Here is a 26,611-nt window from a genome sequence, read left to right on the forward strand (position 1 = left end):
ATGGCCTGGATAGATGTTGATGACTGCTGTAGGGAGAGGAAAGACTGCTGTGTTGAGTTAATTGACTGCTAAAGAGAGTACTGATGACTGCTATGTTGAGCAAGCGATGACTGCTGTAGTGAGTAACTGTTTGATTTGGTTGTTTATAAGTCAAAATGCCTAAAATCCGCGCTAAGCTGCGTCCTTACTGTTATCAACGGACTGCCTGAGTTCTCTGTAATTTGATTTCATTGAGTTATACACAGGCCAAAAACATAAAAATAGTCCTCTAAAATCATCCTCAATCTGGATCCAATAAACGATCCGTTAGATAGCGCAGCAGTTTGATCGTTTTCGATTATCGTCAATATAATGATTTATAACAAATTATCTCCCACAATGACTACTATAGAGAGTGAAGAAGACTGCTGTGATGAGTCAAATGACTACTATGGAGAGCAATTAAACTGCTGTAGTGAGTAGAATAACCGCTGTAGTGAGTGCTAGTATCCGAAATATCGAGTAACGGCGATCATCGCTTGTTCAGATCACGGATTTTTCAAATGCCGAAAAAAGAACAAGAAAACAAACTGATAGCTGAGGCTTTCAGTGAAACGGATAAACGAACTGGAGAGGTTGTTCACCTCACGCCAAACAGTAATAACACTGTTCAGCCGGTTGCATTAATGAGGCTGGGACTGTTCGTTCCGACCCTCAAATCCACCGCGAATGGCAGAAAAAATCAGTTATCCACTATGGATGTCACTGATGAGCTGAAGCAACTGACGATCGTTAAAGCCGAAGGGTATGAAAATATCAAGATCACCGGCGCGCGTCTTGATATGGACAACGATTTCAAAGCATGGGTTGGCATTATTCATGCGTTTGCCAAGTACAAAGTGCTGGGAGACAGTGTCACGCTGCCTTTCGTCGATTTTGCCAAACTCTGCGGGATCCCGTCACTTCGCTCTTCCGCTAAGCTCAGAACACGCCTGGAAGCCTCTTTGACGCGTATCGCGACGAATACCATCCACTTCACCAATAAAGAAGGGGAGTATTACGTTACGCATCTTGTCCAGTCAGCGAAATACAGCGTAAAAAATGACACTGTCACTTTGCAGGCGGATCCCAAGATCTTCGAACTGTATCAGTTCGATCGTAAGGTACTGCTTCAGCTTCGCGCAATTAACGAATTAGCCCGCAAAGAGTCAGCTCAGGCGCTTTACACCTTTATCGAGAGTTTGCCCCCGGATCCTGCTCCTGTGTCGATGCAGCGCTTACAGGCGCGCTTAAATCTGACTTCGCGACCAAACACCCAATACGCGACCGTCAGAAAGGCGATGGAGCAGCTCAAAGAGATTGGCTACCTCGATTACACCGAGTTTAAGCGTGCCAGCACCGTTTACTTCTCCATTCATTATCGACAGCCCAAACTCAGACCAGCAAACATCCCGCTGAGCCTGCCAGAACTCGGAGAAGACGATCTCGATAATGAGATCGATATCGTCCCGGTTAAGAAGAAGGTGAGGGCAAAAACGACGGTGAAGAAGACCAGGGAAGAGTCGGCAGGGAAGATGGTGATGCTTTCTGATGAGGAGTTGGCCATCCTGGAAACCATCAGGAAGACCAAAAAAGCTGAATAGTCCGTCAGCTGTTATGCGCTCAACATTCCCCTAACGCTGTAGTGAGTTTTACTCACTACAGCGGTCTTTTGTATTTCAGCCACTCAATAGATCCCCGATCACAACTCGCTATAGCAGTCATCTGCACTCACCATAGTGGTCATTTGGCACTTCTGAAAAGAAACCGCTGTAGAGAGAAAGAAGACTTCCAACTTGCCAGTAATGACCACTATAGAGAGAAGGCATTGATGTTTTCAGGCCTCCCTTTGCACAACCCCCCTGGTAGTTACTAACCTGCAAGGCCTTTATATACGTGATGTTAGTGTTTACTAACAATGAGTATTTCCTTATCAAGTGGATGTTTACTGCAAAAATCAAAACACGGGTGATATCGCCCAATTCTGGTAATTCTCTCCATAGCAGTCATCCCTGAAACGGTCGTTACTCTCCATAGTGGTTATCCTGAAGAACACGCATTACTCTCCACAGTGGTCATCAACAACAACTGACGATCTCACCTGTTCTTTGCAAGTCTTCCGGCAGGCTTCATCGTGGTTCCAATGTAACCTCGGGCTTGGAAACCAGATTCAGATCAGGCGCGCGGGAAAGGTTCACGGGCCTTTAATTTGGGGCTTCAGCGCGTAATGCAGCCTGCACCGCAGGCCGCAAAGTAACAGAGGCCTGATAGGCCGATAGCGCAGGCCAGTTATGAAGTTCGATGGAGAACCATTTACACCAGCCCAGCACGGTGAAAAGGTAGGCATCGGCAATGCTGAACGATGAGCCTGTCAGACAGGTTCTTCCTGCGAGAGTGTCTTGCAGGAAATCGAACCGTTTGAACAGCTTTTCACGGAAGATATCTTTGGTGGTCTCGGGTAGCGTGGTATTGAACAGCGGTGCCGAGCCAGCGTGAATTTCAGTGGCGATGAAGTTCAACCATTCCTGTAATCGTAGCCGCTCCCAACTGCCTGCGGGCGGTGCCAGCTCACGCTCAGGTTTCAGGTCAGCCAGATACTGCACAATAGCCGGACCTTCTGTAAGTATCTGCCCATTTTCCAGTTCCAGCGCAGCGACATAACCCTTGGGGTTAATGGTGCGAAAGTCTTGACCATCTGCGGTCAGCTTACTTTTGTTGTCCACTCAGATTAGCTCAAATTCAAGCTCAAGTTCGCGCAGCACTATATGGGGTGAAAGCGAACAGGTGTTTGGGGCGTAATATAACTTCATGATATCTCCATAAATATTGAAAACAGTTTCGAAGTGCACTACCTGCACTTGCAGTCACTGTGATTGAGTTGAGATATTCTGTAAAATTAATAGTTAATTAATGAAGTATTAGTTGAGCTACTGATCATCATGATGAATCTATTGCACTGGCGGCTACTGGTTGCTGTCGCCGATGCCAGCAATATCTCGCGTGCCGCAGAGGATGTGGGAATGACTCAGTCTGGTGCCAGCCAGGCTATCGCTCAGTTGGAATCATCACTTGGGTTCCAGGTTTTTACCCGTGAGCGACGGCAGATCACCGTTACCGCATTGGGCGAGCTGGTGGTTGAGCACGCAAGGAATATGCTGGTTCAGCTGGAGGCGATCCGGGCGCTGGCCGATAACAATCGCGGTTTAAGCACTGGACGCATTCGCCTGGCCAGTTTTCCCTCGGTCACGTCAACGCTACTACCCGGGTTGTTGCGGGATTTCAGGCGCCTGCATCCCGGTATTGAAGTTGTCGTGTTGGAGGGGACAGACGAAGAGGTGGAGGAGTGGGTGGCTGAAAGCACTGTCGAGTTGGGGATCGTCATGAACCCTGATTCTGGCCGTGCGGAAATGGTAATAGGGCAGGATGCCTGGGTCGCGGTCTTTCCAGCCAGTCACTTGCAAGCACGCCGTGTAAGAGCACAAGGTATTACGCTTGGGGAACTGGCCTCTCAACCCTTTATCCTCGCTACCGGTGGCTGCGCTGTAAACGGGAGAAGCTTGATGGAGCAAGCGGGTTTGCAGCTTTCAGACATACGCATGACGGTACGAGATTGGATCAGTGCCAGCAAGATGGTGCGCGAGGGGATGGGCGTAGCTTTGGTCCCTGAATCAACCCTTCCGGAAGATCGGCGTGGCTTGTGCGTGGTGCCATTGCTTCCTCCTGTCTGTCGTGAATTTGCGCTGGTTTGTTCACAAGCCGGAAAATCTTCCCAGGCAACTCAGGCCTTAATTGCACGGCTGCGCATATACAGCAAAGCAATGCACGATTGATCACCGTAGCGTCTTAAAGCGGTACGTGGAGCATTAGCACAACGTAAACTCCACGTACCGTGAGAACAGGGATGTTGACAGTGGACTCAACTCCACGCACAACACGCCATTAATTTGTTAATGGAGTTTTTCTAAAAGCTGTTCAGCCCCTTTGTCTATCCCGGTTTCAGCGGCACTCAACGAGCCAAAGGTGGCACCGACGTTCATTGCATTCGGATACTGTTCAGTGACGTAGGCCAGCAGAAGTTCGTTCGTCTCGGCATCCTTTATCTCGACTGCATAGTTAACGTATCCGCTCATCAGCCCGCGACCGCCCCGGACAGACTGAACAATGTTGTAAGGTCCACCAGCCAGATCGAATTTCGTAAAGGTACCAACAACCTGCGGTGTCGTATCCGCACCGGTTAGCGTCAGTTTAAGCCGGAGGGAGGGGGACGTTCCTGTAGCAGCATCTACGACAAACTTTTCTGCCAGCACTTCGCTAAATTTTTTCTGCATATAGTCGGCGAGCTTGCGCCGATCATCCGGAGAAAGATCGTTAAATTGTGCGTCACTTCCACCATAGATCTGCACAGGTTCTAACGTGATGCTGCGATATTTGTTCCAGTTTACCGGGGCCGCATAACGGAAAGGTATACGATCGCTATCCTCTGACGTATTTGGCGTCATCCGTGATGAAGATTCAATCCCAGAATACTTTACTGGGGAGGTGTCAGCGCAACCGACAACAGCGATAGCGGCGGCCAGAGTCACGGTACAACAAAATGGGCGGAACAATTGCTTCATATCCAGGCTCTCCAAAAATTTCTTTAAATGAACTGTACGGTATAGTTAAGATCGATTAACATGCCTAAGTCAAGAATATGTTTCAGTTCATTTCGGTATTTTTCATTGCGGAGGCCATATGCTGAATATCCAGTCGCATCCCGTTGGTCGGTATTTAACTATCTGTTCTTCACGCACAAAACAGCACGTTAATGCTCCAGAGCACCTCAGCACTTCGCAAGAAATTGCCGAGTCAGGATTCCATTGCGAACTGCCGTTCCGCTATATCGGCCTGCCTGTCAGGAGGAAACTCACCCGGATGATGCTCATGATGAAAAAAAGCGAGAGCAGGGCTTTGCAGCATTCAGGCAATCCCTCTTCTTATCGGCACGCGGTGGATTATGTGCGCGGGGTAATGGACGCAGCCATGCTGCGAGGCGAACTGCGTTACCGGCCAACTGAAGAAGTGGTGCGTTTTTATCTTTCGCAGCTGAATGAGTTAAGCATTCTGCTGGCCGGATCATGCTGGACGAATTTCGAGTTGCGTTGCGAAGTGCGCCGCAGAACAGAGGTATTTATCGAAAAGTACGCAGCCGTTAGCCGGGGATAAAAATAATTCTGATGGTTAGCAGACTGCTGATAGTCGCCGGGGAAATGACGTACAGGGAGTGGGTCATAGATGTGGCAATGATAACAGTATCCATCCTGATTCTCTGGCGAGCAGGCAGCAATGTCAGAGAGATTCGGTATATCCGTCGATTAGGCATAAAGCGGGGCAATTATTATGCATCCCGGGTCTGGGGGGCCCGTCTGCTACCCCTCATTGTTTTGCTGATGGTTGAGATCGTGGTGGTGCTGGTAGTCGGTGTTCTGACTGTCCTTAAGTTGAGAGAAGTAACGTTCTGGTGAATCACAGCCAGGGTTTCGGTATTTGCGTGCTGCCCATAAGGGTGAGTGATATTTCTTAACTCAGGAGAACCATCCAGATGAGAGACAAGTTTCTGACCTTAACGGAAGAAATGACATTCAGGGACTGGAGCATGCTGTGTGTACTTGTCACCACTGTCATTATCATGTGGTGGCGGGTGGGGAGTAACATCAGAGATGTCATCTATATCAGACGATTCAGAGCGCAGCGTGGCAGGCAATATGTATCCGGGGCCTGGGGAGCGCGCCAGAATTCCCTGATTACCCTGCTTGTTGCGGAAACACTGGTGGCGGTGGCCATCAGTATTCTCATCGCGCTTATGCTGGTTGGTGTGACATTGTAACGGTTGGACGCGATGATGTTGCCCGCCAGGTGCGGGCAACATCCGATCAAATATGACTACCGACAGACAAACAGCCAGTAAGAAGAATGACCGCCGCGCTGGTAAACAGGGGGAGAATGAAACGCATTTTATTTCCTTAAAAGAGAGAAACACACCCGCTGAGCAGCAGCGAGCCGAAAGTAATACCTGCCAATAACAGAACACGGTGCAACATAAGATAACCCTCATTTATGAACTGTACCGTTTAGTTTAATTATAATCTGTGGTCTGTCAATCGAATCATGATTTGTTGACAGACTTACATCCCTTATCTGACGTTCAGGGTGGTCCCTTGCAGAAATACCTGCACGGCATTTTCAACCATTGTGGCAACTTCTTTATCCGTATACACCGGCATCTGGCGTCGCAGAAAGAGTTCATCTGCTTCAGCCTTAACCAGGGCCGAAAACTGCTTTGCTCTTAGCCCTGGGTTGCTAAGGGATAATTCCCCGCTTTCCATGTATTTTTCCATCACCTGCGTCAGTGCGTTCATGCTTTCCCGTACACCGGATTCATAAAAAAGCTCTCCGATATCGGAATGGCCGGCTTCGCCAACGACCATGCGGTAAAGTTGCATGGCCTTCCAGTCGGACGTCATGACGCCCAGCATCCTCTCACCGAACTGCTGTAGTTTATCCGCGAGGGTAAAAGATTGATTATCCGCACTGTACAGCTCATCAGCAGCACGGGTGAGATAGTTGGTACTGAAGGTTCTGACGACCGCCTCAAACAGGCTTTCTTTCGAGTTGAAGTAATTGTAAAGGGTGGCTTTTGAACAACCGGCGGTTTTTGCAACGCCATCCATCGAAGCCCGTTCATATCCTTGTTCAAGAAAAACGGAGGAAGCCGCGTCAAGGATCTCTTTTCTTTTTTGTTCAGTTAGCTTACGCATTGTTATCTCCAGGGTCAGAAAGACCACCTTAACAAAACCAGATGGTTCATTAAAGGATGAACTGCTCCGTTACGTAACATCAGGCGGGCAACCAACCCATACCGCGTAACGTAATCTGGATGCGTCTTTTTATATGTTCTGCGATCGCCTGTTTTTCTCTGAAGTCTGCTACACGCCGGTGTGGCATAAGTGCGCCGAAGACCACATCCATCAACATTCCGGCATAGACCGCCACATCATCCAACGGCAAATTTTTCTCGCTGGCGGTGCTCTGTAACCAGCCCATGAGCATTTCCCTGGAACTTACCGCCCGGGTTTCATAGAGATAATCGGAAAGCTCAGGGAACAGGATTGATTCGCGCGTCATCAACCGCAGGATCGCTTCACGCTCCAGAGATTGTTCTTCGCTGACGTCGAGGCGAAAAATTCGAAACAGACACTCGTCCAGCGCGCAGCGTTCATCCTCGGGTCTGGGCAAATCAAGCAACAGATGGCGATGCTCGCTGATTACCGCGGCAAACAAGGCCTGTTTATCGCTGAATACCTCATACAGCGTACGTTTCGAAACTTTTGCCCGCCGGGCCACTTCTGCCGTGCTGGTATTGGCAAAACCCAGTTCAACGAAGGCGCGATAGGCACTTTCAATGATGACCTGACGTCGGCTGGCGGCATCCTGGGTTCTGGGGCGACCGCGAGTAGGCAGTGAGTCACTACTTTTCATGTTAACTGTGGGTTCCGTTAATCTTCGTCACAATTATGGTACTTGATAAGTACCATAAAAAGGTACAGGATATTTTTCAGCAAAGGCCGATTTTAACGTAACCCTGGAGAACATCCATGAAAACGGAACCGTTTACTCACACCTCCTCCGCCATCCGTGATCCGCAGATTTTAAAAGTGATCGCGCAGATGAATGCACGAAGGAAGCATCCGGATGCGGCCGCATTTGCCGGGCCGGGCGCACCGGACCCGGAAATGTTTGCCGATTATGGCTTCTCGATTCATCCCGAGCAGGGCGACCTTATTTATCTGTTATGCCGGGCAATGAAGGCAAAAAAGGTGGTGGACTTTGCCACTTCGGTTGGAATGTCAGCCCTCTATTTTGCGGCCGCAATGCGCGACAACGGCGGGGGGGAGGTCATTGGTGCCGAACTGGTGGCGGCGAAAGCAGCAACCGCACAGCGCAATCTGGCTGCCGCCGGGTTGGAGAGTTACGTGGATATCCGTATCGGTGATGCACGCGAAACGTTAAAAGATCTCGGCGGTCCGGTCGATTTTGTCCTGATTGATGGCTGGCCGCTGGCAGATGGTCCGACGCTGGCAAGACAGGTCATTGAAATCATGGCGCCGCAGTTACGGGTGGGGGGTTACGTGCTGAATGATAACGCGGAACCTGATTTCCTGGCGTTTATCCGTAATCCGGACAACGGATTCATCTCGGTGACGCTGCCCATCAAGCGTGGAACTGAACTGGCAGTGAAGGTCGGATAATGTCGATGTTTACCCGACGACATTTCCTTCAGGCCGGTGTAGGGCTGGGGGCTGCCGCGATGTTGACGCCTGGCTTTTCCGCTTTCCTGTCCGGCAAAAACCATCGGCTTAAGGCGGGCGTGGGACGGGCAAATGTGGTTCTGACCGGGTTATATCCGCTGGATGATTTTGTCGGTGAACACGATCCACTGGCTACCCGTGTATTGCTGCTGGAGCAGGATGGCCAGCGTCAGGCCATTGTCGTAGTGGACCTGACTTCACTGACACAGGATGTCATTGTCCGGTTCAAGTCTATCCTGGCAGAGGTCGGCGGTGTCACCGCTGCGAACACCATCATCAACGCCAGTCACTCCTTCTCAACACCGCATATTTTTACCGGAGCCTCAGCAGCGATGCTCGCCGCCTTTGAGAATGCCGTGCGTAGCGCAGCAACACAGGCGGTCAGTTCCTTACAACCCGTACAACCGGGTATCGGTAATGGTCTGAGCAGAATCGGTGTCAATCGTAATATCAATACCCCTGCGGGCTGGTGGCTTGGCGCTGACGATGCGGGTTATAGCGATCCCCATGTGGGGCTGATAAGTCTGAATACGGCAGACGGCCATCCGCTGGCGATTCTGATCAACTATGCCGTGCAACCGGCGGTGATGGATGCATCCGAAAGAGCAACCGGGGGCCGCCTGGTCAGTGCGGATCTGGCGGGAGCGACCTGTCGTTATGTCGAAAACCATTACGGCAGTGGCACGGTGGCGTTTTATCTCGTGGGCTGTGCCGGGGATCAGGTGCCTTATCTCCAGGCCAGTCGTCATGTTGTGCATAAAGATGGCAGCACCGATCGTATCGATATTCACGAAAAAGGTTTCGCGTTGCTGGATTCATTCGGACAGCGGCTGGGGGACGAAGTTATTCGAATCGCTGATGGTATCAGCCCTCAGCCAAGTGGCATCTTCAGAGTCGAACGGCAGAACATTACCGTCAAATCGCAAAACTTCTCCCCCCGGCACGCGCCAACCGGTCCCGTTAAGACATTTGATTATCAGGTCAGCGGTGTCAGCAGCCTGCCAGTGGTGATGATGCAATGGGGAGACAGCGTATTAGTCGGTGTCCAGCCGGAGTTTTCTGCCAGCCTCGGTGTACATATTCGTGCCGAATCCCCTTTCGCACAGACCTTTGTGATGACCATGGTGGATGGTGCGGCCAAATATCTCCCGGACAGCGACAGCTACGACCGCTTTACCTATGAAGCTCGCTCTTCACCTTTTGCACCTGGCGCCGGTGAAGTGGCAGCCCAGGCCATTATTAAACAGTTAAAGCAGATGCGGGCGTTACCTGCATGACGCGCAACCTTCATTCAGGAAGATAAAATATGGCAAATATGTCACGAAGAACTTTCATGGTGGCCGGAACCGCGCTGGCCGGAGCTATCTCTGCGGCAGGGATATCCCGTGAGGCGGTGGCGGCAGATAAAAATGGATTTATGGCGGCATCGGCAAATGCGACGAGCAAGGACGATGGCGTGAAAAAAGGACCCGGTTTACAACGTATTTTCGCACTTTGCGAAGTCACGGGGGGTGGGGAGAAGATTTACGGCATTGCCGCTGAATATGACGCAGATATCGATCCCACCAGTCTGGCGCTCACAACGTTTAAAGCGGGGGTAATACCGGCAGCCGAGGGATTCTTTGCCGGTATGCCCAATGAACCCGACAAAAATGCCACGCAGGCTAAGCCCTTACCACGCGCCATCACATCAATTTACACCCATGCCGAACCCGCGTTGCAGGCAGGAAAATCCAGCGTAACCGGACGTTATGTGATTGTCGAATTCGCTCATGATCCGGACCTTAGCCTGCCGACCCAGGACAGCGATATCGTATCGCTGACGCAGGTTAAGAACGTCAAGACCCTCGCCGGTCATGTCTATGCCGCCAGCAATACGCCGTGGAGCAATGCCGCTGCGCGCGGCAACAACGTTGTTATTCGGGGCGTTGATGAGTGGGAGCAACATCACTGGTGGTGGGATGACACCCGCTCGGCGTGGCTTGAATACAGCATTTATCTGCCGAAATCATTCCTCAAACCGGGTGGTGAGAACAAGGCATATCCGCTGGTACTGGCCATTACGCACTCCGGCACCAGCTATGATGGCACCTGCGCCCAGACGCTGACTGAGCAATGTATTGCGTCGATCTGGAGCATGCCGGAAGAGCAGGACTTACATGAATGTGTGGTTATCACACCGCGTTACGAGCGCACCACCATGAACGATTACTGGGAGCACACCAGTGATGTGGAGAATACCTGGCGGCTGGTGCAATCCCTGCTAAGTAACACCTGGGACTACGGTAATCCGAATCTCGAAGATCGTGCCGACAAGGTGCTGAAAATTGATGCATCGCGGGTGTACTGCACCGGATGGTCTATGGGTGCCATGACATCGCTGTGGCTGATGGCGAAACACCCGGAGACCTTCGCCGCCGGACTCATCATTGCCGGGCAACAGCGCCCCAAAGATGTTGCGACCCTGGCGAACCAGAAATTGCTGATCATTACCGGGTCTGACGACAACAAAGCCACGCCGTGGAATGAAAAATGTGTGCCCGTGTGGGAGCAGGGTGGCGCGAAGGTGACTCGCCCGAGTGAATTGCTGGACCCGACACTGATTTTCCCGGTTAACAATCAGCAGGCATTAACGGAGCAGGTTAATGATTATCTGGATCAAGGCGGGAACATTACGTTTTTGACCTTCAAAGGTGTTGATCATATGGCCTCTGCACGCAAGTTCTTCTATATCAATGCCGCACGGGCGTGGTTGTTTAAACAACAAAAGGTGTAATTATCAAATCGGATATAGACGGTTTACTGGTCCTGCCTTATGCCGATAAGCGCCAACAGTGACGGTATGAAGCAGGATATGTACGTCATTGTGGGCCGTAAATGTAGTGGAGGTGGGCCGATAAAGAGGCTTGTGGGCCGTAAATATTGTCATGATGGGCCGTAAATTCTGCTGCACGGGCTGATCATTACCGGGTCTGACGACAACAAAGCCACGCCGTGGAATGAAAAATGTGTGCCCGTGTGGGAGCAGGGTGGCGCGAAGGTGACTCGCCCGAGTGAATTGCTGGATCCGACACTGATTTTCCCGGTTAACAATCAGCAGGCATTAACGGAGCAGGTTAATCATTATTTGGATCAAGGCGGGAACATTACGTTTTTGACCTTCAAAGGTGTTGATCATATGGCCTCTGCACGCAAGTTCTTCTATATCAATGCCGCACGGGCGTGGTTGTTTAAACAACGAAAGGTGTGATCTGCACTTCTCCCGTTACCCCCGTTCGGATGAAAATTCATATCAGCCGAACGGTTATCACATTGAACACTCCCACAAAAAATTCCAATAAAAACCAAATTAATCATGTGGTTATGTCTATTATTTATCTGAAAAACATATTGACAGCCCTGTCCCTGCATACCTAGATTATAAAGGCATGCTGCCAAATGTTACAACAACAATCTTTTCATGTTGCAGACATGTAAGTGTGCTGGTGGCACAAATTCTTACTTCTCGCGTCTGCAAGATTCCCCACCACCAGCCTGTAATCAACTTACTCATTGAGCTTACTCATGAATTCATCACTTGAAGGAAATACCAGGATCTCAGGCTGGCGAGGATGGTGCATGCTGGGATTTGGCGTTTTGCTGATTCTCACCGGTGCCGTTCTTGCCATACCGGGTTTTAAACTGGTTCGACTCTCTGGCAGTCCCTACTACCTGGTGATGGGGGTAGTGTGGATCGTTGCGGGTTTACTGGCGGTATTACGTCGTGCGAGCGGGTTGTATCTGTACCTGGTAAGCTTTATTGCCACGCTAGTGTGGTCACTATGGGAATCGGGCCTTGACGGGTGGGCGCTGGTACCGCGCCTCGATCTGGCCCTGCTATTCCTGATCATTACTGTGGTGCTGATGCCAGCCCGCCGCGCTGATGGATCACGCGCTTATCGACGCTATGGGGTGGGCTTGCTGGTGGTGACAGTGGTGGGGCTGGCAATCGCCATCCCGCTGGCGCAAAAGCCTTATCCGGTTGAAGCGGCGACCACGCCGGTGGGGAATTATTTTGACAATGCCACCACGCCAGCCGCGCAGGACTGGCCGACCTATGGAGGTGGTCAGGGTGCACAGCGCTTCTCTGCGCTAACGCAGATCACCCCGCAAAACGTCAGCCAGTTGAAACGCGTCTGGGTCTATCACACCGGTGAAGCACATACGCCGAATTTCGGTAACGAGCTGACCCCGATTAAAATTGGTGATGTGGTGTATGGCTGTACCATCCGCCATAAAGTGTTCGCGATCGATGCCGCTACCGGTAAACAGAAATGGATGTTCGATCCTAAAACCCCGGCAGAATCCTCCCCGCCCAACTCGGCCTGTCGCGGCGTGGCTTACTATGAAAACCCTGCCGTCCCTGCCGACCAGGCCTGCTCGCAGCGCATTATCGTGGGTACCCTGGATGCCAAACTGGCAGCGGTGGATGCCCGTACCGGTGAACTGTGCCAGGACTTTGGTCATCACGGCTTTGTCGATCTGATGGATGGCATGGGCAAATGGCCTGCGGGTATCGTTTCCGTCACAGCGGCACCGACGGTAGTGAAAGGCGTGGTGGTCACAGGTCAGCAGGTGATGGACGGCCAGCTCCGCCACGCACCTTCTGGTGTGGTGCGCGGTTATGATGCCGTCACCGGTCAGTTGCGCTTCGCGTGGGATATGGAGCAACCGGATATCACCACCACACCGTCGCCGGGTAAAACCTATTCACTCGGCACGCCGAATATGTGGTCTACGGCGGTGGCTGATGAAAAGTTAGGGCTGGTGTATCTGCCAATGGCCAACTCGGCGGGAGATTACTACAGCTCCACCCGTACCCCGGAAGAGCGTAAATACAGCTCCTCGATTACCGCGCTGGATGTCACCACCGGTAAACCGCGTTGGGTGTATCAGTTCGTGCATAACGATGTCTGGGACTACGATACCCCTGCACAACCAAGCCTGGTGGATTTCCCTACTGATAAAGGTCCGGTTCCGGCGCTGATTGAAACCACCAAGCAGGGTGATCTCTGGGTGCTGGATCGTCGCACCGGTCAACCTCTGCACAAGGTTGAGGAGCAACCGGCACCGCAGGGCGGCGTGGAGCCAGAAGAACGGGCGAAAACCCAGCCACGCTCGCTGTATAGCCACACGCAGAAACCCGATCTGACAGAGAAAATGATGTGGGGCGTGTCGCCTATCGATCAACTGGTGTGTCGTATCCAGTATCGTGAAGCGAACTATCAGGGCATCTTTACGCCACCGAGCGCGGATAAACCGTGGATTGAATACCCGGGTAACAACGGCGGATCTGACTGGGGCAGCATCTCGGTTGATGTGCACAATGGCGTCATTATCTCCAACTACAACGATCTTCCCAGCTATTCGCGTCTGGTGCCGCGTGCCAAAGATGACGAGATGGGCGTGTTCTGGCTGGGTGACCCGCGTTACAAGAACCCACCACCGGGACGTAATCGTCCGCAGGCTGGTCTGCCTTACGGTCAGGATGTTAACACCGGCTGGGTATCCAATATCGGTGTGATCTGTAAACAGCCGCCGTTTGGCATGATTAAAGCCATCGATTTGGCAACGGGTAAAACGCTGTGGGATCGTCCACTGGGCACCGCAGAACGTAACGGTCCCTGGGGGCTGCACTCCATGTTGCCGTTACAAATCGGTTTGCCGAATAACGGTGGTGTGTTAACCACGCAAAGCGGCCTGGCGTTCGTGGGGGCGACCACTGATGATTACCTGCGTGCGATAGACGTGAAGACGGGCAAAACGTTGTGGAAAGATGAACTGCCAGCGGGTGGTCAGGCAACGCCAATGACTTATGAGGTCAACGGTCAACAATTCCTGCTCATTATGGCGGGTGGCCATCACGGCATGATGACGCCGGAAGGCGATGAAGTCATCGCATATGCCCTGCCTGACAAGGTCTGAGTTTCCCTCCAGTTAAACGACCTGCTGTGAAGCAGGTCACAATTCCTTGACAGTGAAAACCCACTTACCTAGATTATCTAGGTAAGTGGGTCATCCGGCTTGATACCTGATGACATGGAATCATTATTTATCCAGGAGTCGTTATGGGCAATCAGCCGACTGAACCTGTCCGTCAGTCAAAGGTGCCTTTCTGGTTACGTCTGACACCCGTCAAAGCAGAGGAAGTGAGCGCGCTGTTGGTCTGTATGATCTACATCTTCTGCGTGTTATCTGCTTATTATGTCCTGCGCCCGATCCGCGACACCTTTGGTATTGATGGTGGGATGCACAATCTGCAATGGCTGTTCTCTGCCACGCTGTTGGCGATGCTGGCCCTTAATCTGCCGTTTGCGGCGCTCTCGCGTAAACTTCCGCGCAAAAAGCTCATTCCTTTGGTGTATCGCTTTTTTATCAGCCATTTACTGATTTTTGCCGTGCTGAAGTTTTATCTGCCGGTGGATGCCCAGGTATGGCTGGGGAGAGTGTTTTTTGTCTGGCTTTCGGTCTTTAACCTTTATGTCGTGTCGGTGTTCTGGTCACTGGTTGCCGATATCTTTTCGCGTGAGCGTGCCAGCAGGCTGTTTGCCATGATGGCTGCCGGGGCCACGTTGGGGGCGATCGTCGGATCGGCGACTACCGCGTTGCTGGTACATCGTTTCAATACCATCGGTCTGTTCGTGCTGGCAGCGGTGCTGCTGGAATGTGCCGTTGTCTGCGTCAAGCGGCTGAACAACGTGACGCATCTGGCGGATGAAGCCAATGATGGCGCAGTCCAGACGCAACCGCTTGGCGGTGGGGTGTTCTCAGGCATTGTTCGTATCGCGCAATCGCCGTATTTGCTGAACATCTGCCTGTATATGTTGCTCTACTCGGTCACCTCGACATTGATCTATTTCCGCCAGGCCGACCTGGTACACCACCTTTTTCAACATGACAGCGATCGAACCGCCTTTTTTGCCACCCTTGATCTGGTGGTCAATGTGCTGACGCTGGTGACGCAGTTATTTATCACCAGCCGTCTGATGGCGCGTTATGGCACTAAGCTGGTGCTCGGTCTGTTGCCAGTTATCACGCTGCTGGGATTTGCCAGCCTGTCGATCTGGCCGGTGGCCGCTTCGATTGTGATGTTCTCGGTGCTCAGACGCGCCAGTAATTTTGCCCTGGCGCGCCCGGCGCGCGAAGTGCTGTTCACGGTGTTAAAACGCGAAGACAAATACAAAGCGAAAAACGTGATCGACACCGCTGTCTATCGTACCGGTGACCAGGTGGGCGCATGGAGCTGGGCGGCCATGAATGCGGCTGGCATGAGTGGCGGCATGCTGCTGTGGTTGGCTTTACCCCTTTCGCTGATCTGGCTGGTTAACAGTCAGTGGCTGGGCCGCAAACAGATACAGCTTGAAGAGAAAACCTTTTATCCCCTCAAAGAGACATTGCATGAAAACAGTCACTCTTAACGGTCAGACAGTTCCCGCTATTGGTATGGGGAGCTGGCATCTGGGCCAGGGCAGGCACAGCGCACAGGCGGAAATTAATGCGTTACGCGCCGGTATTGATAGTGGGCTGAAGGTGATCGACACCGCCGAAATGTACGGTGATGGCCGTTCTGAATCACTGATCGGCAAAGCGATCGATGGTTTGCGCGATAAGGTGTATCTGGTGTCAAAGATCTATCCTTATCACGCCAATCGTCTGATGATGGAGCGTAGCTGTAACGACAGCCTGAAGCGACTCAACACCGAATGCCTCGACCTTTACCTGCTGCACTGGCGTTTCAGCAGTATGCTGTCTGAAGCGGTGTCCGGTTTTGAAAAGCTGAAGCAGCAGGGGAAAATCAAAGCGTGGGGCGTCTCCAATTTTGATGTCAGCGATATGGAGGATCTTTTCGCTACCGAGAATGGCGATCGCTGTGCAACCAATCAGATTTTCTATAATCCGGCGAGCCGTGGCATTGAGTTTGATTTGATCCCCTGGTGTAACCAGCATCATATGCCGATGATGGCCTACTCCCCGCTGGGTGGTGAAGGGGCATCGCTGCTGCGCCATCCGTTGATCACTCAGTTGGCGGCCAAATATCAAACCAGTCCCTCCACCATTCTTCTCGCCTGGGTGATCCGTAATGGCAATATGATCGCTATACCGGAGTCAGGGGAGGCGGCACACATCAAAGAGAATGCCGCCGCGCTAAGCGTGCAACTACAACCAGCAGACCTTAACGTCATGGACGAAGCCTTCCCGCCCCCTGTGCGTAAAGTCCCTCTGGAGACACGTTAATGCTGTGCGGTTTTCTTCCACAGCGCGCACATACTGCGGCTGCGTAATTTCAAATGAAGCATACGTGCGGCGAGGATCACCACCGCCGCCGATTCGAAAGAATGGTAGTAAAGGGAGCTGTTGGGGGAGCTAAAAATGTTCCACAGCAGCGCCATCAGCAGGGCGCATGACGTCGTCTGGCAGGCGATCATCGGGGTACACAGCCAGTGGTAGAGGCGAACCCCTTCGAGTTGATTGCGATGAATAGCCAGCAGACCCGCCCAGGTGACACAACCGCTCAGTGCGGCGGTGATCACCGCAGGCCCACCGTGGTGATTGGTCAGGCAGGTAAACACGGCAAATACGATGGCGATAATGATGCCGAGATTGATAAACAAGGTGTTGCGCAGTTTGCGCGTGATTAATACCACGGCAAATTCAGCGGCCAGGTTTTGCGGGGAACCAAAACGTTGCGTCACGCGCAGGGCCGCTTTTTCTGGTGTATCGTTGCTGCATTCCACCGCTTCATAGAAATGCTCACTGATCTCCAGACAGATGTTGTCTGCATATTTCTGCTCAAAACTGAGTTCATGCTTTAGCTCCAGCAGATAGCGTTGCGCAGGTTCTGGCAGTTCAGTCAGCGTGGACATTATGACCTCTGTAATAAAGAGGAGACGGCCAGGGAATAGCTATCCCAGGCTTCGCGTTTTCTCACCAACTCCTGCTGACCTTCTTTGGTTAGTTGATAAACGCGACGTTTCCGTTTGGATGGTGCGATCTCCCACTCTGCGCCAATCAGGCCACGCTGTTCCATGCGGTGCAGAAGGGGGTAGACAGTCCCTTCCTGGAAGGAGAGGACGCCATCCGTCAGCTGGTGGATCAATTCAATTAATGCGTAGCCATGACTGGGGCCTCGCTCCAGCGCGGCAAGTATGACCATTTCAATATGGCTTTTCAGATTGTCGTCAGCACTGCTTCTCATGGTCATTTTCCGCTTACAAAGATAGATACAAACTTCGCCGTTATCTTAGCTTGACTTAGGCTGCCTTGATACCTAGTTTATCTAGGTATGATAATGAAACCGGATGGCTGATTTTGCAATCTGTTCCGGTACTGGCAGACCACGATATTTCAGGAAGGGATATGGCTCACTTCACCCGACGCAACTTTTTGCAGCACTCGGCGCTACTGGCTTTGTTTTTACCCTCTCTCGCCGTGCAGGCCGCAGACAGTTCAACCGCAATGCCATTGCAGTTGGTCAATCAATGGCGTCTGTCAGCTGATGGATGGGTGCCGAATAATCCCGCCTTACCCGTTATGCATTTCCGTACGACACAACCTGAGACTACTGCGGGCGGGTTAATTAAGGCCGGATGGACGCAGCAATGGCAGGGAAAACCCTTCGCCTATCAGCATTTCCACAGCAGTACGCATGTGATTTTTGTCGTGGCGGCAGGCAATGGTCAGTTGCAGATTGGCGGCGATAACGGCGAGGTGGTGCCAGCCAGGGTTGGCGATGTGATTTTTTTACCGGCAGGGACAGGTCAGCGCCTGTTGCAGAGCAGCCATGATTTTTCGGTTCTGGCCTGCTATCCCGAGGGCAACAACTGGGATGTCTGTCGATCGGCGATCAATGTGGAAACGTTGCAAAGAGCGTCGAATCAAAAACTGGAAAATCGCACCCGCCGATTTTTTAACCGCAGCGGTACAGTGATTTAAATCATATTTATACGTCTCATTGCAGATACCGATCTGTCACTTGCTGCTGTACCCGATATTAAAAGCATCGATTTATAATTCAGAAGAAAGGAGAAAGCCGTGTTATCACGCGTTCATACAGGATTATTTGCAGGCCTGATGTTATGTTCTGCCGGGGCGTTGGCTGCGCCCTTTACGCTGCACTCAACCCAGTTCCACAATGCAGGGAAATTACCGGTTGCGATGGGCGGCGGTGGCCAGTGTCCTGGGCAAAACGTTTCACCGCAGCTGAGCTGGAGTGGCGCACCGGCCAACACCAAAAGTTATGTGCTGCTGATTGAAGATCCACAGGGTGCCAACGGCCTGGGCATGACCCATTTCCTTGGTTATGGCATCGACAGCAGTCGTCACCAATTTGCTAAAGGGGATCTGACCGGAGTTGTTGGCTATACCCCTGGCACCAATGGGAAGAGTGTTCAGGGTTATTCCGGTCCTTGCCCTCCGGTGAATGGTGATATTCACAACTATAACTTCACCTTAATTGCTACCGATTATGCTCCTGATGCGCTGCAAAAAGGGCTGGCAAGAGAGGCTGTCATGTCGCAACTGAAAGGTCATGTTCTGGCATCAGCAGGTCTGGTCGGTCAGTTTATTATGCCTAAGAAATAAGGTGAAAAGATGCCAGAAATTATTGTGCACATGGTGAGTGGCCGTACAGCTGACCAAAAGAAAAAACTGATGGATGGAATTTATCAGGCAGTGAAAGACGCCTTACCGGTTAAAGAGGAATACATTGTTATTTCGCTGATTGAAACGGATAAAGAACACAAGTCTCGCGGCGGTATTTTATTTAAAGATCTTTAATTACCAGGATAGTTATCATGCTTATTCTTATTACCGGAGCCACGGCCGGATTCGGCTGGGATTTGGCGCTGCGTTATGCGCAACATGGACATCGGGTGATCGCCACCGGGCGGCGGCAGCAACGTCTTGATGATCTTAAAGCCATTGCCGGAGACAACATTTTCACCCTCAAGCTGGATGTCAGTGATTCACTGGCTGTTGATAGCCTGCTGGAACAACTGCCGCTGAACTGGCGTGATATTGATGTACTGATCAATAACGCCGGGCTGGCTTTGGGTCTGGAACCTGCTCAGCAGGCCAGCATGGACGACTGGAACCGGATGATTGACGTCAACGTCAAAGGTCTGGTGCATGTGACAAGGGTGGTTTTACCGGGGATGGTTGCACGCAATCGCGGCCATATTATCAATCTCGGCTCTACGGCGGGCAGCTGGCCTTATGCGGGCGGCAACGTCTATGGCGCGTCAAAAGCTTTCGTGCGGCAGTTCAGCCTGAATTTACGCACCGATTTAGCAGGTACCGCAGTACGTGTTACCAATATCGAACCGGGGCTGGTCGGTGGGACAGAGTTCTCCAGCGTGCGGTTCAAGGGAGATGCCGGGCGCGTTGATCAGACGTATGCCAATACGCAACCCCTGTTGCCGGAAGATATCACTGAAGCCATTTGGTGGGTCAGCAATCTACCTGCGCATGTGAATATCAACACGTTGGAAATGATGCCAGTTTGTCAGTCATATGGCGGATTGCGCGTGATTAAAGGCGAGTAAAAAAACGTAGCGGCGCGATTTATCGCGCGTTTTTTCCGGCAACATGCACGGAATTGCGCGATAAATCGCACCGCTACGCGGATTACATTAAGGTTTAGCCAGACTTTCCCGTACTTTTGTCACCTCTTTTGGCGTGACAGCCGGTGCGTTGTTACTCCAGCCACTACGCACAAATGTTGCCAGTTGCGCCACCTGTTCATCACTCAGTCGGGAAGCAAAGCCCGGCATCGCCATCACAGACGGTGCTTTCGGTGTCGAAGGGGTCTGAGCCCCTTGCAGGATGATGTTGATTAACCCGGTTGGGTTATCCGCGACCACCACATCCCCCCCGTTCAGGCGCGGGAATATTCCTTTGGCCCCGTTGCCGTCGGTCCAGTGGCAGGCTTCACAGTTGTTCATGTACAGCATCTGCCCGGCATTCAGATTATGTCCCTGGGTCAGGTAATCAGCGGTTTTCTTTGTCTCCTGCTCTGCATCGGCGCGGCGATTGATCACCGGGGTATCAGCAGGCAATGACTTGAGATACGCCGCGATCGCGTGCAGGTCCTGATCATTCATATGCTGCATACTGTGCTCAACGACACCGGTCATTTCTCCGCCCACGGAGGCAAAGTCATTACGGCCTGTAGCGAGGTAATCGGTAATGTTCTGGATACTCCAGGTTGGCATACCGCGCAGTGAAGGCACAGGCCAGCCATTTAATTCCCCACCGGCGAGATACTTGTCGCTGGATTCATTCAGTGCCTTCTCCTGCATGCCGATGCCCCTGGGGGTATGGCAACTGCCGCAGTGCCCGAGTGTTTCCACCAGATATTTACCGCGATTGATATCGTCAGGCACGGAATGGCGCGGTGCAAACGGCTTATCCTCGGTGAAGGCAACATTCCAGAACCACATGCCCCAGCGCTGGCTGAAAGGGAACATTAACGACGTTTCCGGTGCTTTTTCAGCTACCGGTTTTACGCCTTTCATAAAATAGACATACAACGCATGAATATCTTCATCGGTAATCCCACGATAATCCGGGTAGGGCATCGCCGGATAGAGATGCTTACCATCGCGACGAATACCTTTGCGCACCGCGTCAGCAAACTCCTGTTCGGTGTACTTGCCGATACCGGCTTCGGGATCAGGTGAAATGTTGGTGGAATAGATCACCCCCATCGGGCTGGCAATCGCCAGGCCACCACCAAACTCTTTTCCACCGGCAATGGAGTGGCAAGCGGTGCAATCCCCGGCGCGCGCCAGATATTCCCCTTTGGCAATCAACGCAGCATCCTGATTGTCTGCCGCCTGCGCGGCTGTGCTCACCAGGCCCGCCATCAGCAGATAACGAAGTTGCAGTTTCATGGTTATCTCCTTATGCCTGCACCAATGGGCCGGGGTTTTTCAGATATTGTTCGCGAATCGCTTTTGCTGACCAGTACGCCAGTCCGGCAACCATCGCCGAGGGGTTGGCATAGAAGTTTTGCGGGAAGGCATTAGCTCCCATCACGAAAAGGTTGTGAACGTCCCAGCTTTGCAGATAACGGTTAAGCGCAGAGGTGCGAGGGTTATCGCCCATAATCGCGCCACCGGCGTTATGCGTGTTGACATAGTTCGGCGAACTGGCGAAATGGCTGTCCATCTTCAGAATGTTATGCGAGTACTGCGTTGGATTGAGGTGTTTGGTAATCGCCTCCATCTTCTCTTTCATGTACTGCAACATGCGCAGATCGTTTTGCACGTAATCGTAAGTCACACGCAGCAGCGGCATACCAAAACGATCTTTATATACCGGGTCGAGATCGAGGTAGTTACCGCGCGTTGCCATATTGCTGCCTTCAAGCTTCACGCCCATCGAATGGCCATAACTTTCTTTCAGCGCTTTTTTCCAGCCGCTGCCCCATGATGGCGCGCCTTTCTTTATTGCGGCTCCCATCGGCGTACCGGTCGGCTGTGAACTGTAGATCTTGGCTCCACCAATAAAACCAAGCTGGGCCGTCTCAACATTGCCGGTGCCGTAGTCGCTGATGACGGTGCCGGTCGGTCCTGCCGTGGCGAACGGGTTGAACTCAAGGTTATCGAAGAACAGGGTAAATCCGCCGCCATACTGGTGGGTGTAGTTACGACCAATCACACCTTCTTCCGTAATGGGGTTGTAAGGCTTACCGATTGAGGAGTTCAGTAACAGGCGAACATTGTTCAGGCCAAAGGTAGACAGAATCACGATGCTGGCGGGCTGGAACACCTCGTCGCCATTTTCATCAATGTAAGTCACACCCGTCGCTGTTTTACCATCGGCATGTTTTTCCACGCGAATCACGTTGGCGCGGGTTTTATAGTCGAAGTTTTTAAACTGCTTCAGTCGGTCGAGGATGGCAGTTTGCGGCGATGCCTTTGAATAGTTCAGGCATGAGTAGAACTGACAAAAGCCGCAGTAGTTACAGGGGGCAATCTGCTGACCATAAGGGTTGGTATAAGGCACAGAAACTGCCGCCGAAGGCATGGAGTACGGGTGAAGTCCCATCTCCTGAGTGGCCTGACGAAACAGGGTAGCGTTAAGGCTATCTTCCAGTGGTTTATTGGGGAAGGGGTTGGAGCGCGCACCTTCAAAAGGATCGCCGCCCTGCTGGATCACGCCCCGCAGGTTGCCTGTCTCGCCGGAGGAGCCACACACTTTATCGAAGAAATCCATATGCGGCTCGATCTCTTCCCAGCTGACCGGGAAATCGGCGATACGCAGTTCTTCATCCAGTTCACCTCGTTTGAAGTGTTCGTCGGCGTAAGTTTTCATTTTAAGGTCGACAGGCGTTGGACGGGTGATCATCCCGGTCCAGTGCAGACCCGCACCACCCACGCCATCGCCCAGACGGAAGGCACCCAATTCACGCATGGGCAAGGCGGTTTCTGAGGCGTTGTGACGAATGGTAAAAGCCGCATCATGCGGGCTTTGCATGATTTTATGGCGTTTGGTAAAGGCCAGTTCATCAGCCGGTTTGGGATAAGCATAATCGCTGTTCAGGCGGTCTTCTCCGCGCTCCAGCGCGCGCACTTTTAATCCGGCCTGCGCCAGCTCAATACCCATAATCGAGCCAGCCCAACCTAAACCGACGATGATGACATCGACGGCGTCATTGATCTTTTTCATTTATTTTCCAGGAAGAATCAGGCTTGCTCGCCGCTGAGAGAGACCGGGCCAAGGGGATATTTAACGTTATGGATCTTTATCCATTGCGGGTAACTGGCGCGTGCACCGGGGAAATTAATCATCTTCCATGCCGCCATATTCTTATTCCCGCCGTACTGCGGATCGGCCAGATAGCCTTCTTTAGTATTTTCCAGCAGTCGGGTAAAGAAATAACCGGCATTCAGGTCGGCTTCGCCAAACTGGGAAAAATCGGCGACATTCTTTTGCAGATCGGTTAACACCGCATCTTTCATTCTGGCTGGCAGGTCGCAGAAATTTTGATTGTATTTGATGCGCGAGTATTGATTGGTCAGTGAAATGCCTTTGCGGTACAGCACCTGCAACGGGAAGGGCATCTGATAGCCGAACAGCAGGCTGGCATGGCTGTCGAACGGACCTTCCATATACCAGTCTTCACCCTTGCCATAAGGGGTCAGCATCTGCTTATCAATAAAGACCGGAACATGGGTATCTAATGCCCCCGGACCTTCTCTGTCCGACGGGATCAGGCGGTCACAGGCGGCCAGCATAAATTGCCACTCTTCTGCGGTGAAAAATACCGGTTGATATTGTTTTAGCTCGTCCGCAGTGGAGGGAACGGCGGCAAAAACACTACTCACACCGCCTTTCATCCCGAGTGAGGCGATGCCAATCAGCGACCCAATAATAAAAGGACGCCTTCCAATACGACAGGGTTCATTTGCCATTTGCTTTCAGTTTCTCGTTATCGTGCGAAAATCATTCACTTGCCTGGTGGGAATACAACGCTTCATTACTGTTAACGAATCGACGTTAATATTTAAATAGCCTTAGAAATCCTGTTGCCATTTTGTAACGGCGCATCATAGGCGCATTGGTAGCACATGATCACGTTATCTGGTTTATATAAACTATTTAAATAATCCATCTCATCCTTGTTATATGATTTATAAGAAAAAACCTTAATGTACCTTACGGTACATTTACACTTTGTTTTATCTTCACAACCCTGTGAAATGTTTTAGTTCATTAGTTATCCAGCCATCCGAGATAACGGTGTTAACAATTGGCTTTTTTTTGCTCTCATAATATTTAATAAATCACGCTGGTGATTACAGAAATAACAGTTTTCCCGGATGTCCGGGAAAACTGTGGGGGAGGGTCAGGCAATTAATATGGCGCGAATATCATTCACGTTGGTGAGGGTGGGACCGGTCATCACCAGGTCGCCAATGGAGTGGAAATAACTGTAGCTGTCATGTCCATCCAGATACGTGGCGGCATTCAGACCATTCAACTTCCCGCGTGTCAGCGTGTCCGGCGAGATCATGGCACCGGCTGCATCTTCCGTGCCGTCGATACCATCCGTATCACCGGCAATCGCCCAGATACCGGCTTCCCCCTGTAAAGCACAGGCCAGACTGAGCAGAAATTCAGTATTACGCCCACCTTTACCCGCGCGGCCATTGGTCACCGTGACGGTGGTTTCGCCCCCTGACAGCAACACCGCTGGCCCTTTAACGGGATGACCATACTGTTTCACCGATCGGGCGATACCCGCCATCACGACAGCAACCTGGCGGCTCTCGCCTTCGATGGCGTCACCGAGGATCAACGGAGTTAAGCCGAACTTACGTACCTCTGCGGCGGCAGCTGCAAGGGCTAATGCCGGGGTAGCAATCAGCCTGGTTTCAGCATATCTGGTCTGCGGTGGTACTTGCTGGGGATGAGTCAGCACATAACGCACTGGCTCTGCGATGGGAATGCCATAGCGTTCCAGCACTTTCAACGCTTCCGCCGGAGAACTGTTATCGGCAACCGTTGGACCAGAGGCCACGTCGGTTGGGTTGTCACCCGGAACATCGCTGATAATCAGAGAAACCAGCCGTGCCGGTTGTGCCAGCAGCGCCAGTTTGCCCCCTTTAACCGCTGACAGATGGCGACGTACCAGATTCATCTCCCTGATATTGGCCCCGCTGTGCAACAACGCGCGGGTAATCGCCTGCTTATCAGCCAGGGTCAGCCCCGGTGCAGGGAGTGCCATCAGCGCCGAACCACCACCGGAAATCAACGCCAGCACCAGATCATCCGGGGTCAGTCCACGCAGCGACTCCACGATCAACATCGCGGCGGTTTCGCTCATGGCATCGGACACCGGATGGGCCGCTTCCAGAATACGAATGCGACCGGCAGGGACGGCGTGACCATAGCGAGTCACCACGACGCCACTGACATCCACATCTGGCCAGGCCGCGTCTACCGCAGCGGCCATTGCGGCAGAGGCTTTACCCGCGCCAATCACCACACAACGGCCTTTCGGTTTTTCAGGCAGTGCCGGGGGAATGACAGGCCCGGGACGGGCACTGTCAACAGCACGCTGAAAGATATCTTGCAGAATCTCTGCGGCCTGTTCATTTCTCATCGTTATGCGGTCTCAGCTACGGTGGCCTTCGAGGTGATAAATTCAACCACGGCTTTGGTCACATCCGCGGTTTTTGCCGTACCGCCGACGTCCGGCGTCAGAATGCCTTTGGTGCAGGCATACTCGATACCTTCCATCACCAGCGCAGCGGCATCATGTTCGCCGAGATGTTCCAGCATTTGCACCGCAGTCCAGAAGGTGGCAATCGGGTTCGCGATGCCTTTGCCGGTGATATCAAAGGCTGAACCGTGGATCGGTTCGAACATGGACGGGAAACGATGCTCAGGATCGATATTGGCGGTTGGGGCGACACCCAGGCTGCCCGCCAGCGCACCGGCGAGGTCGGAGAGGATATCGGCATGCAGGTTAGTCGCGACGATGGTGTCCAGGCTCTGCGGATGCACGGTCATGCGATGTGTCATGGCATCGACCAGCATCTTGTCCCATTTCACATCCGGGAACTCCTGTGCCACTTCTGCGGCGATCTCATCCCACATCACCATACCGTGACGTTGGGCGTTGGATTTTGTTACCACGGTCAGCAGTTTACGCGGGCGAGACTGCGCCAGTTTAAAGGCGTAACGCATGATGCGGGTCACACCCACACGGGTGAAAATCGCCACTTCAGTCCCAACCTCTTCAGGCAGACCACGGTGTGCACGACCGCCGTTACCGGAATATTCGCCTTCCGAGTTTTCACGCACGATCACCCAATCCAGGTCGCCAGGACCGCGATTACGCAGCGGCGAGGTGACGCCCGGCAGGATTTTGGTCGGACGTACGTTAGCGTATTGGTCAAAACCCTGGCAGATCGGCAGGCGCAGGCCCCACAGCGTGATGTGATCCGGCACATCTGGCGCGCCCACGGCACCGAAGTAAATCGCGTCGAATTTCTTCAGCGTTTGCAGGCCGTCTTCCGGCATCATCACACCGTGTTTTTTGTAGTAATCCGAACCCCAGTCAAAAGTTTCGATATCAAATTTCAGCTGTGGATTCTGGCGTTCCAGCGCATGGAGCACCTCAACACCGGCAGAGATCACTTCAGGGCCGATACCGTCCGCAGGGATAGCGGCAATTGAGTAGTTACGCATGT

24 protein-coding genes and 2 pseudogenes are annotated in these 26,611 nt (G+C 52.3%); 15 read left to right on the forward strand and 11 right to left on the reverse strand.

Features of this window, described 5'->3' with window-relative positions:
• Positions 1-542 precede the first annotated feature (542 nt).
• The gene (locus AC6I8R_RS24980) at positions 543-1,622 is read left to right on the forward strand and encodes a RepB family plasmid replication initiator protein (RefSeq protein ID WP_021183835.1); all 1,080 of its coding nucleotides are present in this window, start codon (positions 543-545) and stop codon (positions 1,620-1,622) included.
• Between the two features lie 600 nt (positions 1,623-2,222).
• Here the strand turns inward: AC6I8R_RS24980 and gstA are convergent.
• A pseudogene (gene gstA / locus AC6I8R_RS24985) lies at positions 2,223-2,828 on the reverse strand (glutathione transferase GstA).
• 129 nt (positions 2,829-2,957) lie between these two features.
• Here gstA and AC6I8R_RS24990 point away from each other — a divergent pair.
• A complete protein-coding gene (locus AC6I8R_RS24990) occupies positions 2,958-3,848 on the forward strand; it encodes a LysR family transcriptional regulator (protein WP_021183837.1) in 891 nt (296 codons plus the stop codon).
• Between the two features lie 117 nt (positions 3,849-3,965).
• Here the strand turns inward: AC6I8R_RS24990 and AC6I8R_RS24995 are convergent, their stop codons facing one another.
• Positions 3,966-4,634, reverse strand: coding sequence for a DUF3313 domain-containing protein (locus tag AC6I8R_RS24995; protein WP_051337950.1), 669 nt, complete (start codon positions 4,632-4,634; stop codon positions 3,966-3,968).
• Between the two features lie 118 nt (positions 4,635-4,752).
• On the opposite strand from AC6I8R_RS24995, the gene AC6I8R_RS25000 reads away from it, so the two are divergent.
• Both AC6I8R_RS25000 and AC6I8R_RS25005 read left to right on the forward strand, forming a co-directional pair.
• Complete coding sequence (locus AC6I8R_RS25000; RefSeq protein WP_497833166.1) at positions 4,753-5,223, forward strand: hypothetical protein; 471 nt, start codon at positions 4,753-4,755, stop codon at positions 5,221-5,223.
• Between the two features lie 376 nt (positions 5,224-5,599).
• On the forward strand, positions 5,600-5,884 hold the full coding sequence (locus AC6I8R_RS25005) for a hypothetical protein (RefSeq protein WP_208727042.1): 285 nt from the start codon (positions 5,600-5,602) through the stop codon (positions 5,882-5,884).
• A 307-nt stretch (positions 5,885-6,191) separates the two neighbouring features.
• On the opposite strand, the gene AC6I8R_RS25010 is transcribed toward AC6I8R_RS25005, so the two are convergent.
• Both AC6I8R_RS25010 and AC6I8R_RS25015 read right to left on the reverse strand, forming a co-directional pair.
• Positions 6,192-6,815, reverse strand: coding sequence for a TetR/AcrR family transcriptional regulator (locus AC6I8R_RS25010; RefSeq protein WP_497833167.1), 624 nt, complete (start codon positions 6,813-6,815; stop codon positions 6,192-6,194).
• A 79-nt stretch (positions 6,816-6,894) separates the two neighbouring features.
• Positions 6,895-7,536 (reverse strand): TetR/AcrR family transcriptional regulator, encoded by a 642-nt coding sequence (locus AC6I8R_RS25015; protein ID WP_497833168.1) that lies wholly within the window; start codon positions 7,534-7,536, stop codon positions 6,895-6,897.
• Between the two features lie 116 nt (positions 7,537-7,652).
• Between AC6I8R_RS25015 and AC6I8R_RS25020 the strand changes: the two genes are divergently transcribed.
• From AC6I8R_RS25020 to AC6I8R_RS25050, 7 genes and pseudogenes are all read left to right on the forward strand, one after another.
• A complete protein-coding gene (locus AC6I8R_RS25020; RefSeq protein ID WP_021183843.1) occupies positions 7,653-8,306 on the forward strand; it encodes an O-methyltransferase in 654 nt (217 codons plus the stop codon).
• Entirely contained in the window at positions 8,306-9,643 is a 1,338-nt protein-coding gene (locus AC6I8R_RS25025; protein WP_497833169.1) for a hypothetical protein, read from the forward strand. The genes AC6I8R_RS25020 and AC6I8R_RS25025 overlap by 1 nt, the downstream gene beginning before the upstream one ends.
• Before the next feature lie 29 nt (positions 9,644-9,672).
• On the forward strand, positions 9,673-11,142 hold the full coding sequence (locus AC6I8R_RS25030; protein WP_497833170.1) for a prolyl oligopeptidase family serine peptidase: 1,470 nt from the start codon (positions 9,673-9,675) through the stop codon (positions 11,140-11,142).
• 180 nt (positions 11,143-11,322) lie between these two features.
• Positions 11,323-11,616 (forward strand): annotated as a pseudogene (locus AC6I8R_RS25035) (peptidase); the annotation flags it as partial.
• A gap of 368 nt (positions 11,617-11,984) precedes the next feature.
• Entirely contained in the window at positions 11,985-14,330 is a 2,346-nt protein-coding gene (locus AC6I8R_RS25040) for a membrane-bound PQQ-dependent dehydrogenase, glucose/quinate/shikimate family (RefSeq protein WP_497833171.1), read from the forward strand.
• 143 nt (positions 14,331-14,473) lie between these two features.
• A complete protein-coding gene (locus AC6I8R_RS25045; RefSeq protein WP_497833172.1) occupies positions 14,474-15,823 on the forward strand; it encodes an NTP/NDP exchange transporter in 1,350 nt (449 codons plus the stop codon).
• Positions 15,804-16,640, forward strand: coding sequence for an aldo/keto reductase (locus AC6I8R_RS25050; RefSeq protein ID WP_497833173.1), 837 nt, complete (start codon positions 15,804-15,806; stop codon positions 16,638-16,640). Before AC6I8R_RS25045 ends, AC6I8R_RS25050 begins: the two co-directional genes overlap by 20 nt.
• Here AC6I8R_RS25050 and AC6I8R_RS25055 read toward each other — a convergent pair.
• Positions 16,637-17,269: a hypothetical protein gene (locus tag AC6I8R_RS25055; RefSeq protein WP_497833174.1), complete on the reverse strand. Its 633-nt coding sequence runs from the start codon at positions 17,267-17,269 to the stop codon at positions 16,637-16,639. The two genes, AC6I8R_RS25050 and AC6I8R_RS25055, sit on opposite strands and share 4 nt — an antisense overlap.
• The gene (locus tag AC6I8R_RS25060) at positions 17,269-17,601 is read right to left on the reverse strand and encodes a helix-turn-helix transcriptional regulator (RefSeq protein ID WP_013512403.1); all 333 of its coding nucleotides are present in this window, start codon (positions 17,599-17,601) and stop codon (positions 17,269-17,271) included. The genes AC6I8R_RS25055 and AC6I8R_RS25060 overlap by 1 nt, the downstream gene beginning before the upstream one ends.
• A gap of 161 nt (positions 17,602-17,762) precedes the next feature.
• Between AC6I8R_RS25060 and AC6I8R_RS25065 the strand changes: the two genes are divergently transcribed.
• The 4 genes from AC6I8R_RS25065 to ydfG all read left to right on the forward strand — a co-directional run bounded on the left by AC6I8R_RS25065 (position 17,763) and on the right by ydfG (position 19,948).
• Positions 17,763-18,338, forward strand: coding sequence for a cupin domain-containing protein (locus AC6I8R_RS25065; RefSeq protein WP_497833175.1), 576 nt, complete (start codon positions 17,763-17,765; stop codon positions 18,336-18,338).
• Positions 18,339-18,437: 99 nt separating this feature from the next.
• On the forward strand, positions 18,438-18,986 hold the full coding sequence (locus AC6I8R_RS25070; RefSeq protein WP_497833176.1) for a YbhB/YbcL family Raf kinase inhibitor-like protein: 549 nt from the start codon (positions 18,438-18,440) through the stop codon (positions 18,984-18,986).
• A 9-nt stretch (positions 18,987-18,995) separates the two neighbouring features.
• The gene (locus tag AC6I8R_RS25075; protein WP_208727054.1) at positions 18,996-19,181 is read left to right on the forward strand and encodes a tautomerase family protein; all 186 of its coding nucleotides are present in this window, start codon (positions 18,996-18,998) and stop codon (positions 19,179-19,181) included.
• 17 nt (positions 19,182-19,198) lie between these two features.
• Positions 19,199-19,948 (forward strand): bifunctional NADP-dependent 3-hydroxy acid dehydrogenase/3-hydroxypropionate dehydrogenase YdfG, encoded by a 750-nt coding sequence (gene ydfG / locus AC6I8R_RS25080; protein ID WP_497833177.1) that lies wholly within the window; start codon positions 19,199-19,201, stop codon positions 19,946-19,948.
• Between the two features lie 87 nt (positions 19,949-20,035).
• Here ydfG and AC6I8R_RS25085 read toward each other — a convergent pair whose 3' ends face one another.
• The 5 genes from AC6I8R_RS25085 to AC6I8R_RS25105 form a co-directional block, all read right to left on the reverse strand.
• Positions 20,036-21,298 carry a c-type cytochrome gene (locus AC6I8R_RS25085; RefSeq protein ID WP_497833178.1) on the reverse strand — a complete coding sequence of 421 codons (1,263 nt, stop codon included), beginning with the start codon at positions 21,296-21,298 and terminating at the stop codon, positions 20,036-20,038.
• 10 nt (positions 21,299-21,308) lie between these two features.
• Positions 21,309-23,078 (reverse strand): GMC family oxidoreductase, encoded by a 1,770-nt coding sequence (locus tag AC6I8R_RS25090; RefSeq protein WP_497833179.1) that lies wholly within the window; start codon positions 23,076-23,078, stop codon positions 21,309-21,311.
• Positions 23,079-23,095: 17 nt separating this feature from the next.
• Complete coding sequence (locus AC6I8R_RS25095; protein ID WP_497833180.1) at positions 23,096-23,824, reverse strand: gluconate 2-dehydrogenase subunit 3 family protein; 729 nt, start codon at positions 23,822-23,824, stop codon at positions 23,096-23,098.
• Between the two features lie 434 nt (positions 23,825-24,258).
• Positions 24,259-25,518: a glycerate kinase type-2 family protein gene (locus tag AC6I8R_RS25100; RefSeq protein ID WP_497833181.1), complete on the reverse strand. Its 1,260-nt coding sequence runs from the start codon at positions 25,516-25,518 to the stop codon at positions 24,259-24,261.
• A 2-nt stretch (positions 25,519-25,520) separates the two neighbouring features.
• Positions 25,521-26,609 (reverse strand): tartrate dehydrogenase, encoded by a 1,089-nt coding sequence (locus tag AC6I8R_RS25105; protein WP_021183859.1) that lies wholly within the window; start codon positions 26,607-26,609, stop codon positions 25,521-25,523.
• Positions 26,610-26,611 lie beyond the last annotated feature (2 nt).

The sequence above is a fragment of the Pantoea sp. X-Soil-OKNW-713 genome, assembly GCF_059730685.1.

What these genes read in the sequence shown, in the direction of transcription:
- AC6I8R_RS24980 (WP_021183835.1), top strand. Translation starts at nt 543, where the DNA reads ATGCCGAAAAAAGAACAAGAAAACAAACTGATAGCTGAGGCTTTCAGT.
- AC6I8R_RS24990 (WP_021183837.1), top strand. Translation starts at nt 2,958, where the DNA reads ATGATGAATCTATTGCACTGGCGGCTACTGGTTGCTGTCGCCGATGCC.
- AC6I8R_RS24995 (WP_051337950.1), bottom strand. Translation starts at nt 4,634, where the DNA reads ATGAAGCAATTGTTCCGCCCATTTTGTTGTACCGTGACTCTGGCCGCC.
- AC6I8R_RS25000 (WP_497833166.1), top strand. Translation starts at nt 4,753, where the DNA reads ATGCTGAATATCCAGTCGCATCCCGTTGGTCGGTATTTAACTATCTGT.
- AC6I8R_RS25005 (WP_208727042.1), top strand. Translation starts at nt 5,600, where the DNA reads ATGAGAGACAAGTTTCTGACCTTAACGGAAGAAATGACATTCAGGGAC.
- AC6I8R_RS25010 (WP_497833167.1), bottom strand. Translation starts at nt 6,815, where the DNA reads ATGCGTAAGCTAACTGAACAAAAAAGAAAAGAGATCCTTGACGCGGCT.
- AC6I8R_RS25015 (WP_497833168.1), bottom strand. Translation starts at nt 7,536, where the DNA reads ATGAAAAGTAGTGACTCACTGCCTACTCGCGGTCGCCCCAGAACCCAG.
- AC6I8R_RS25020 (WP_021183843.1), top strand. Translation starts at nt 7,653, where the DNA reads ATGAAAACGGAACCGTTTACTCACACCTCCTCCGCCATCCGTGATCCG.
- AC6I8R_RS25025 (WP_497833169.1), top strand. Translation starts at nt 8,306, where the DNA reads ATGTCGATGTTTACCCGACGACATTTCCTTCAGGCCGGTGTAGGGCTG.
- AC6I8R_RS25030 (WP_497833170.1), top strand. Translation starts at nt 9,673, where the DNA reads ATGGCAAATATGTCACGAAGAACTTTCATGGTGGCCGGAACCGCGCTG.
- AC6I8R_RS25040 (WP_497833171.1), top strand. Translation starts at nt 11,985, where the DNA reads ATGCTGGGATTTGGCGTTTTGCTGATTCTCACCGGTGCCGTTCTTGCC.
- AC6I8R_RS25045 (WP_497833172.1), top strand. Translation starts at nt 14,474, where the DNA reads ATGGGCAATCAGCCGACTGAACCTGTCCGTCAGTCAAAGGTGCCTTTC.
- AC6I8R_RS25050 (WP_497833173.1), top strand. Translation starts at nt 15,804, where the DNA reads ATGAAAACAGTCACTCTTAACGGTCAGACAGTTCCCGCTATTGGTATG.
- AC6I8R_RS25055 (WP_497833174.1), bottom strand. Translation starts at nt 17,269, where the DNA reads ATGTCCACGCTGACTGAACTGCCAGAACCTGCGCAACGCTATCTGCTG.
- AC6I8R_RS25060 (WP_013512403.1), bottom strand. Translation starts at nt 17,601, where the DNA reads ATGAGAAGCAGTGCTGACGACAATCTGAAAAGCCATATTGAAATGGTC.
- AC6I8R_RS25065 (WP_497833175.1), top strand. Translation starts at nt 17,763, where the DNA reads ATGGCTCACTTCACCCGACGCAACTTTTTGCAGCACTCGGCGCTACTG.
- AC6I8R_RS25075 (WP_208727054.1), top strand. Translation starts at nt 18,996, where the DNA reads ATGCCAGAAATTATTGTGCACATGGTGAGTGGCCGTACAGCTGACCAA.
- ydfG (WP_497833177.1), top strand. Translation starts at nt 19,199, where the DNA reads ATGCTTATTCTTATTACCGGAGCCACGGCCGGATTCGGCTGGGATTTG.
- AC6I8R_RS25085 (WP_497833178.1), bottom strand. Translation starts at nt 21,298, where the DNA reads ATGAAACTGCAACTTCGTTATCTGCTGATGGCGGGCCTGGTGAGCACA.
- AC6I8R_RS25090 (WP_497833179.1), bottom strand. Translation starts at nt 23,078, where the DNA reads ATGAAAAAGATCAATGACGCCGTCGATGTCATCATCGTCGGTTTAGGT.
- AC6I8R_RS25095 (WP_497833180.1), bottom strand. Translation starts at nt 23,824, where the DNA reads ATGGCAAATGAACCCTGTCGTATTGGAAGGCGTCCTTTTATTATTGGG.
- AC6I8R_RS25100 (WP_497833181.1), bottom strand. Translation starts at nt 25,518, where the DNA reads ATGAGAAATGAACAGGCCGCAGAGATTCTGCAAGATATCTTTCAGCGT.
- AC6I8R_RS25105 (WP_021183859.1), bottom strand. Translation starts at nt 26,609, where the DNA reads ATGCGTAACTACTCAATTGCCGCTATCCCTGCGGACGGTATCGGCCCT.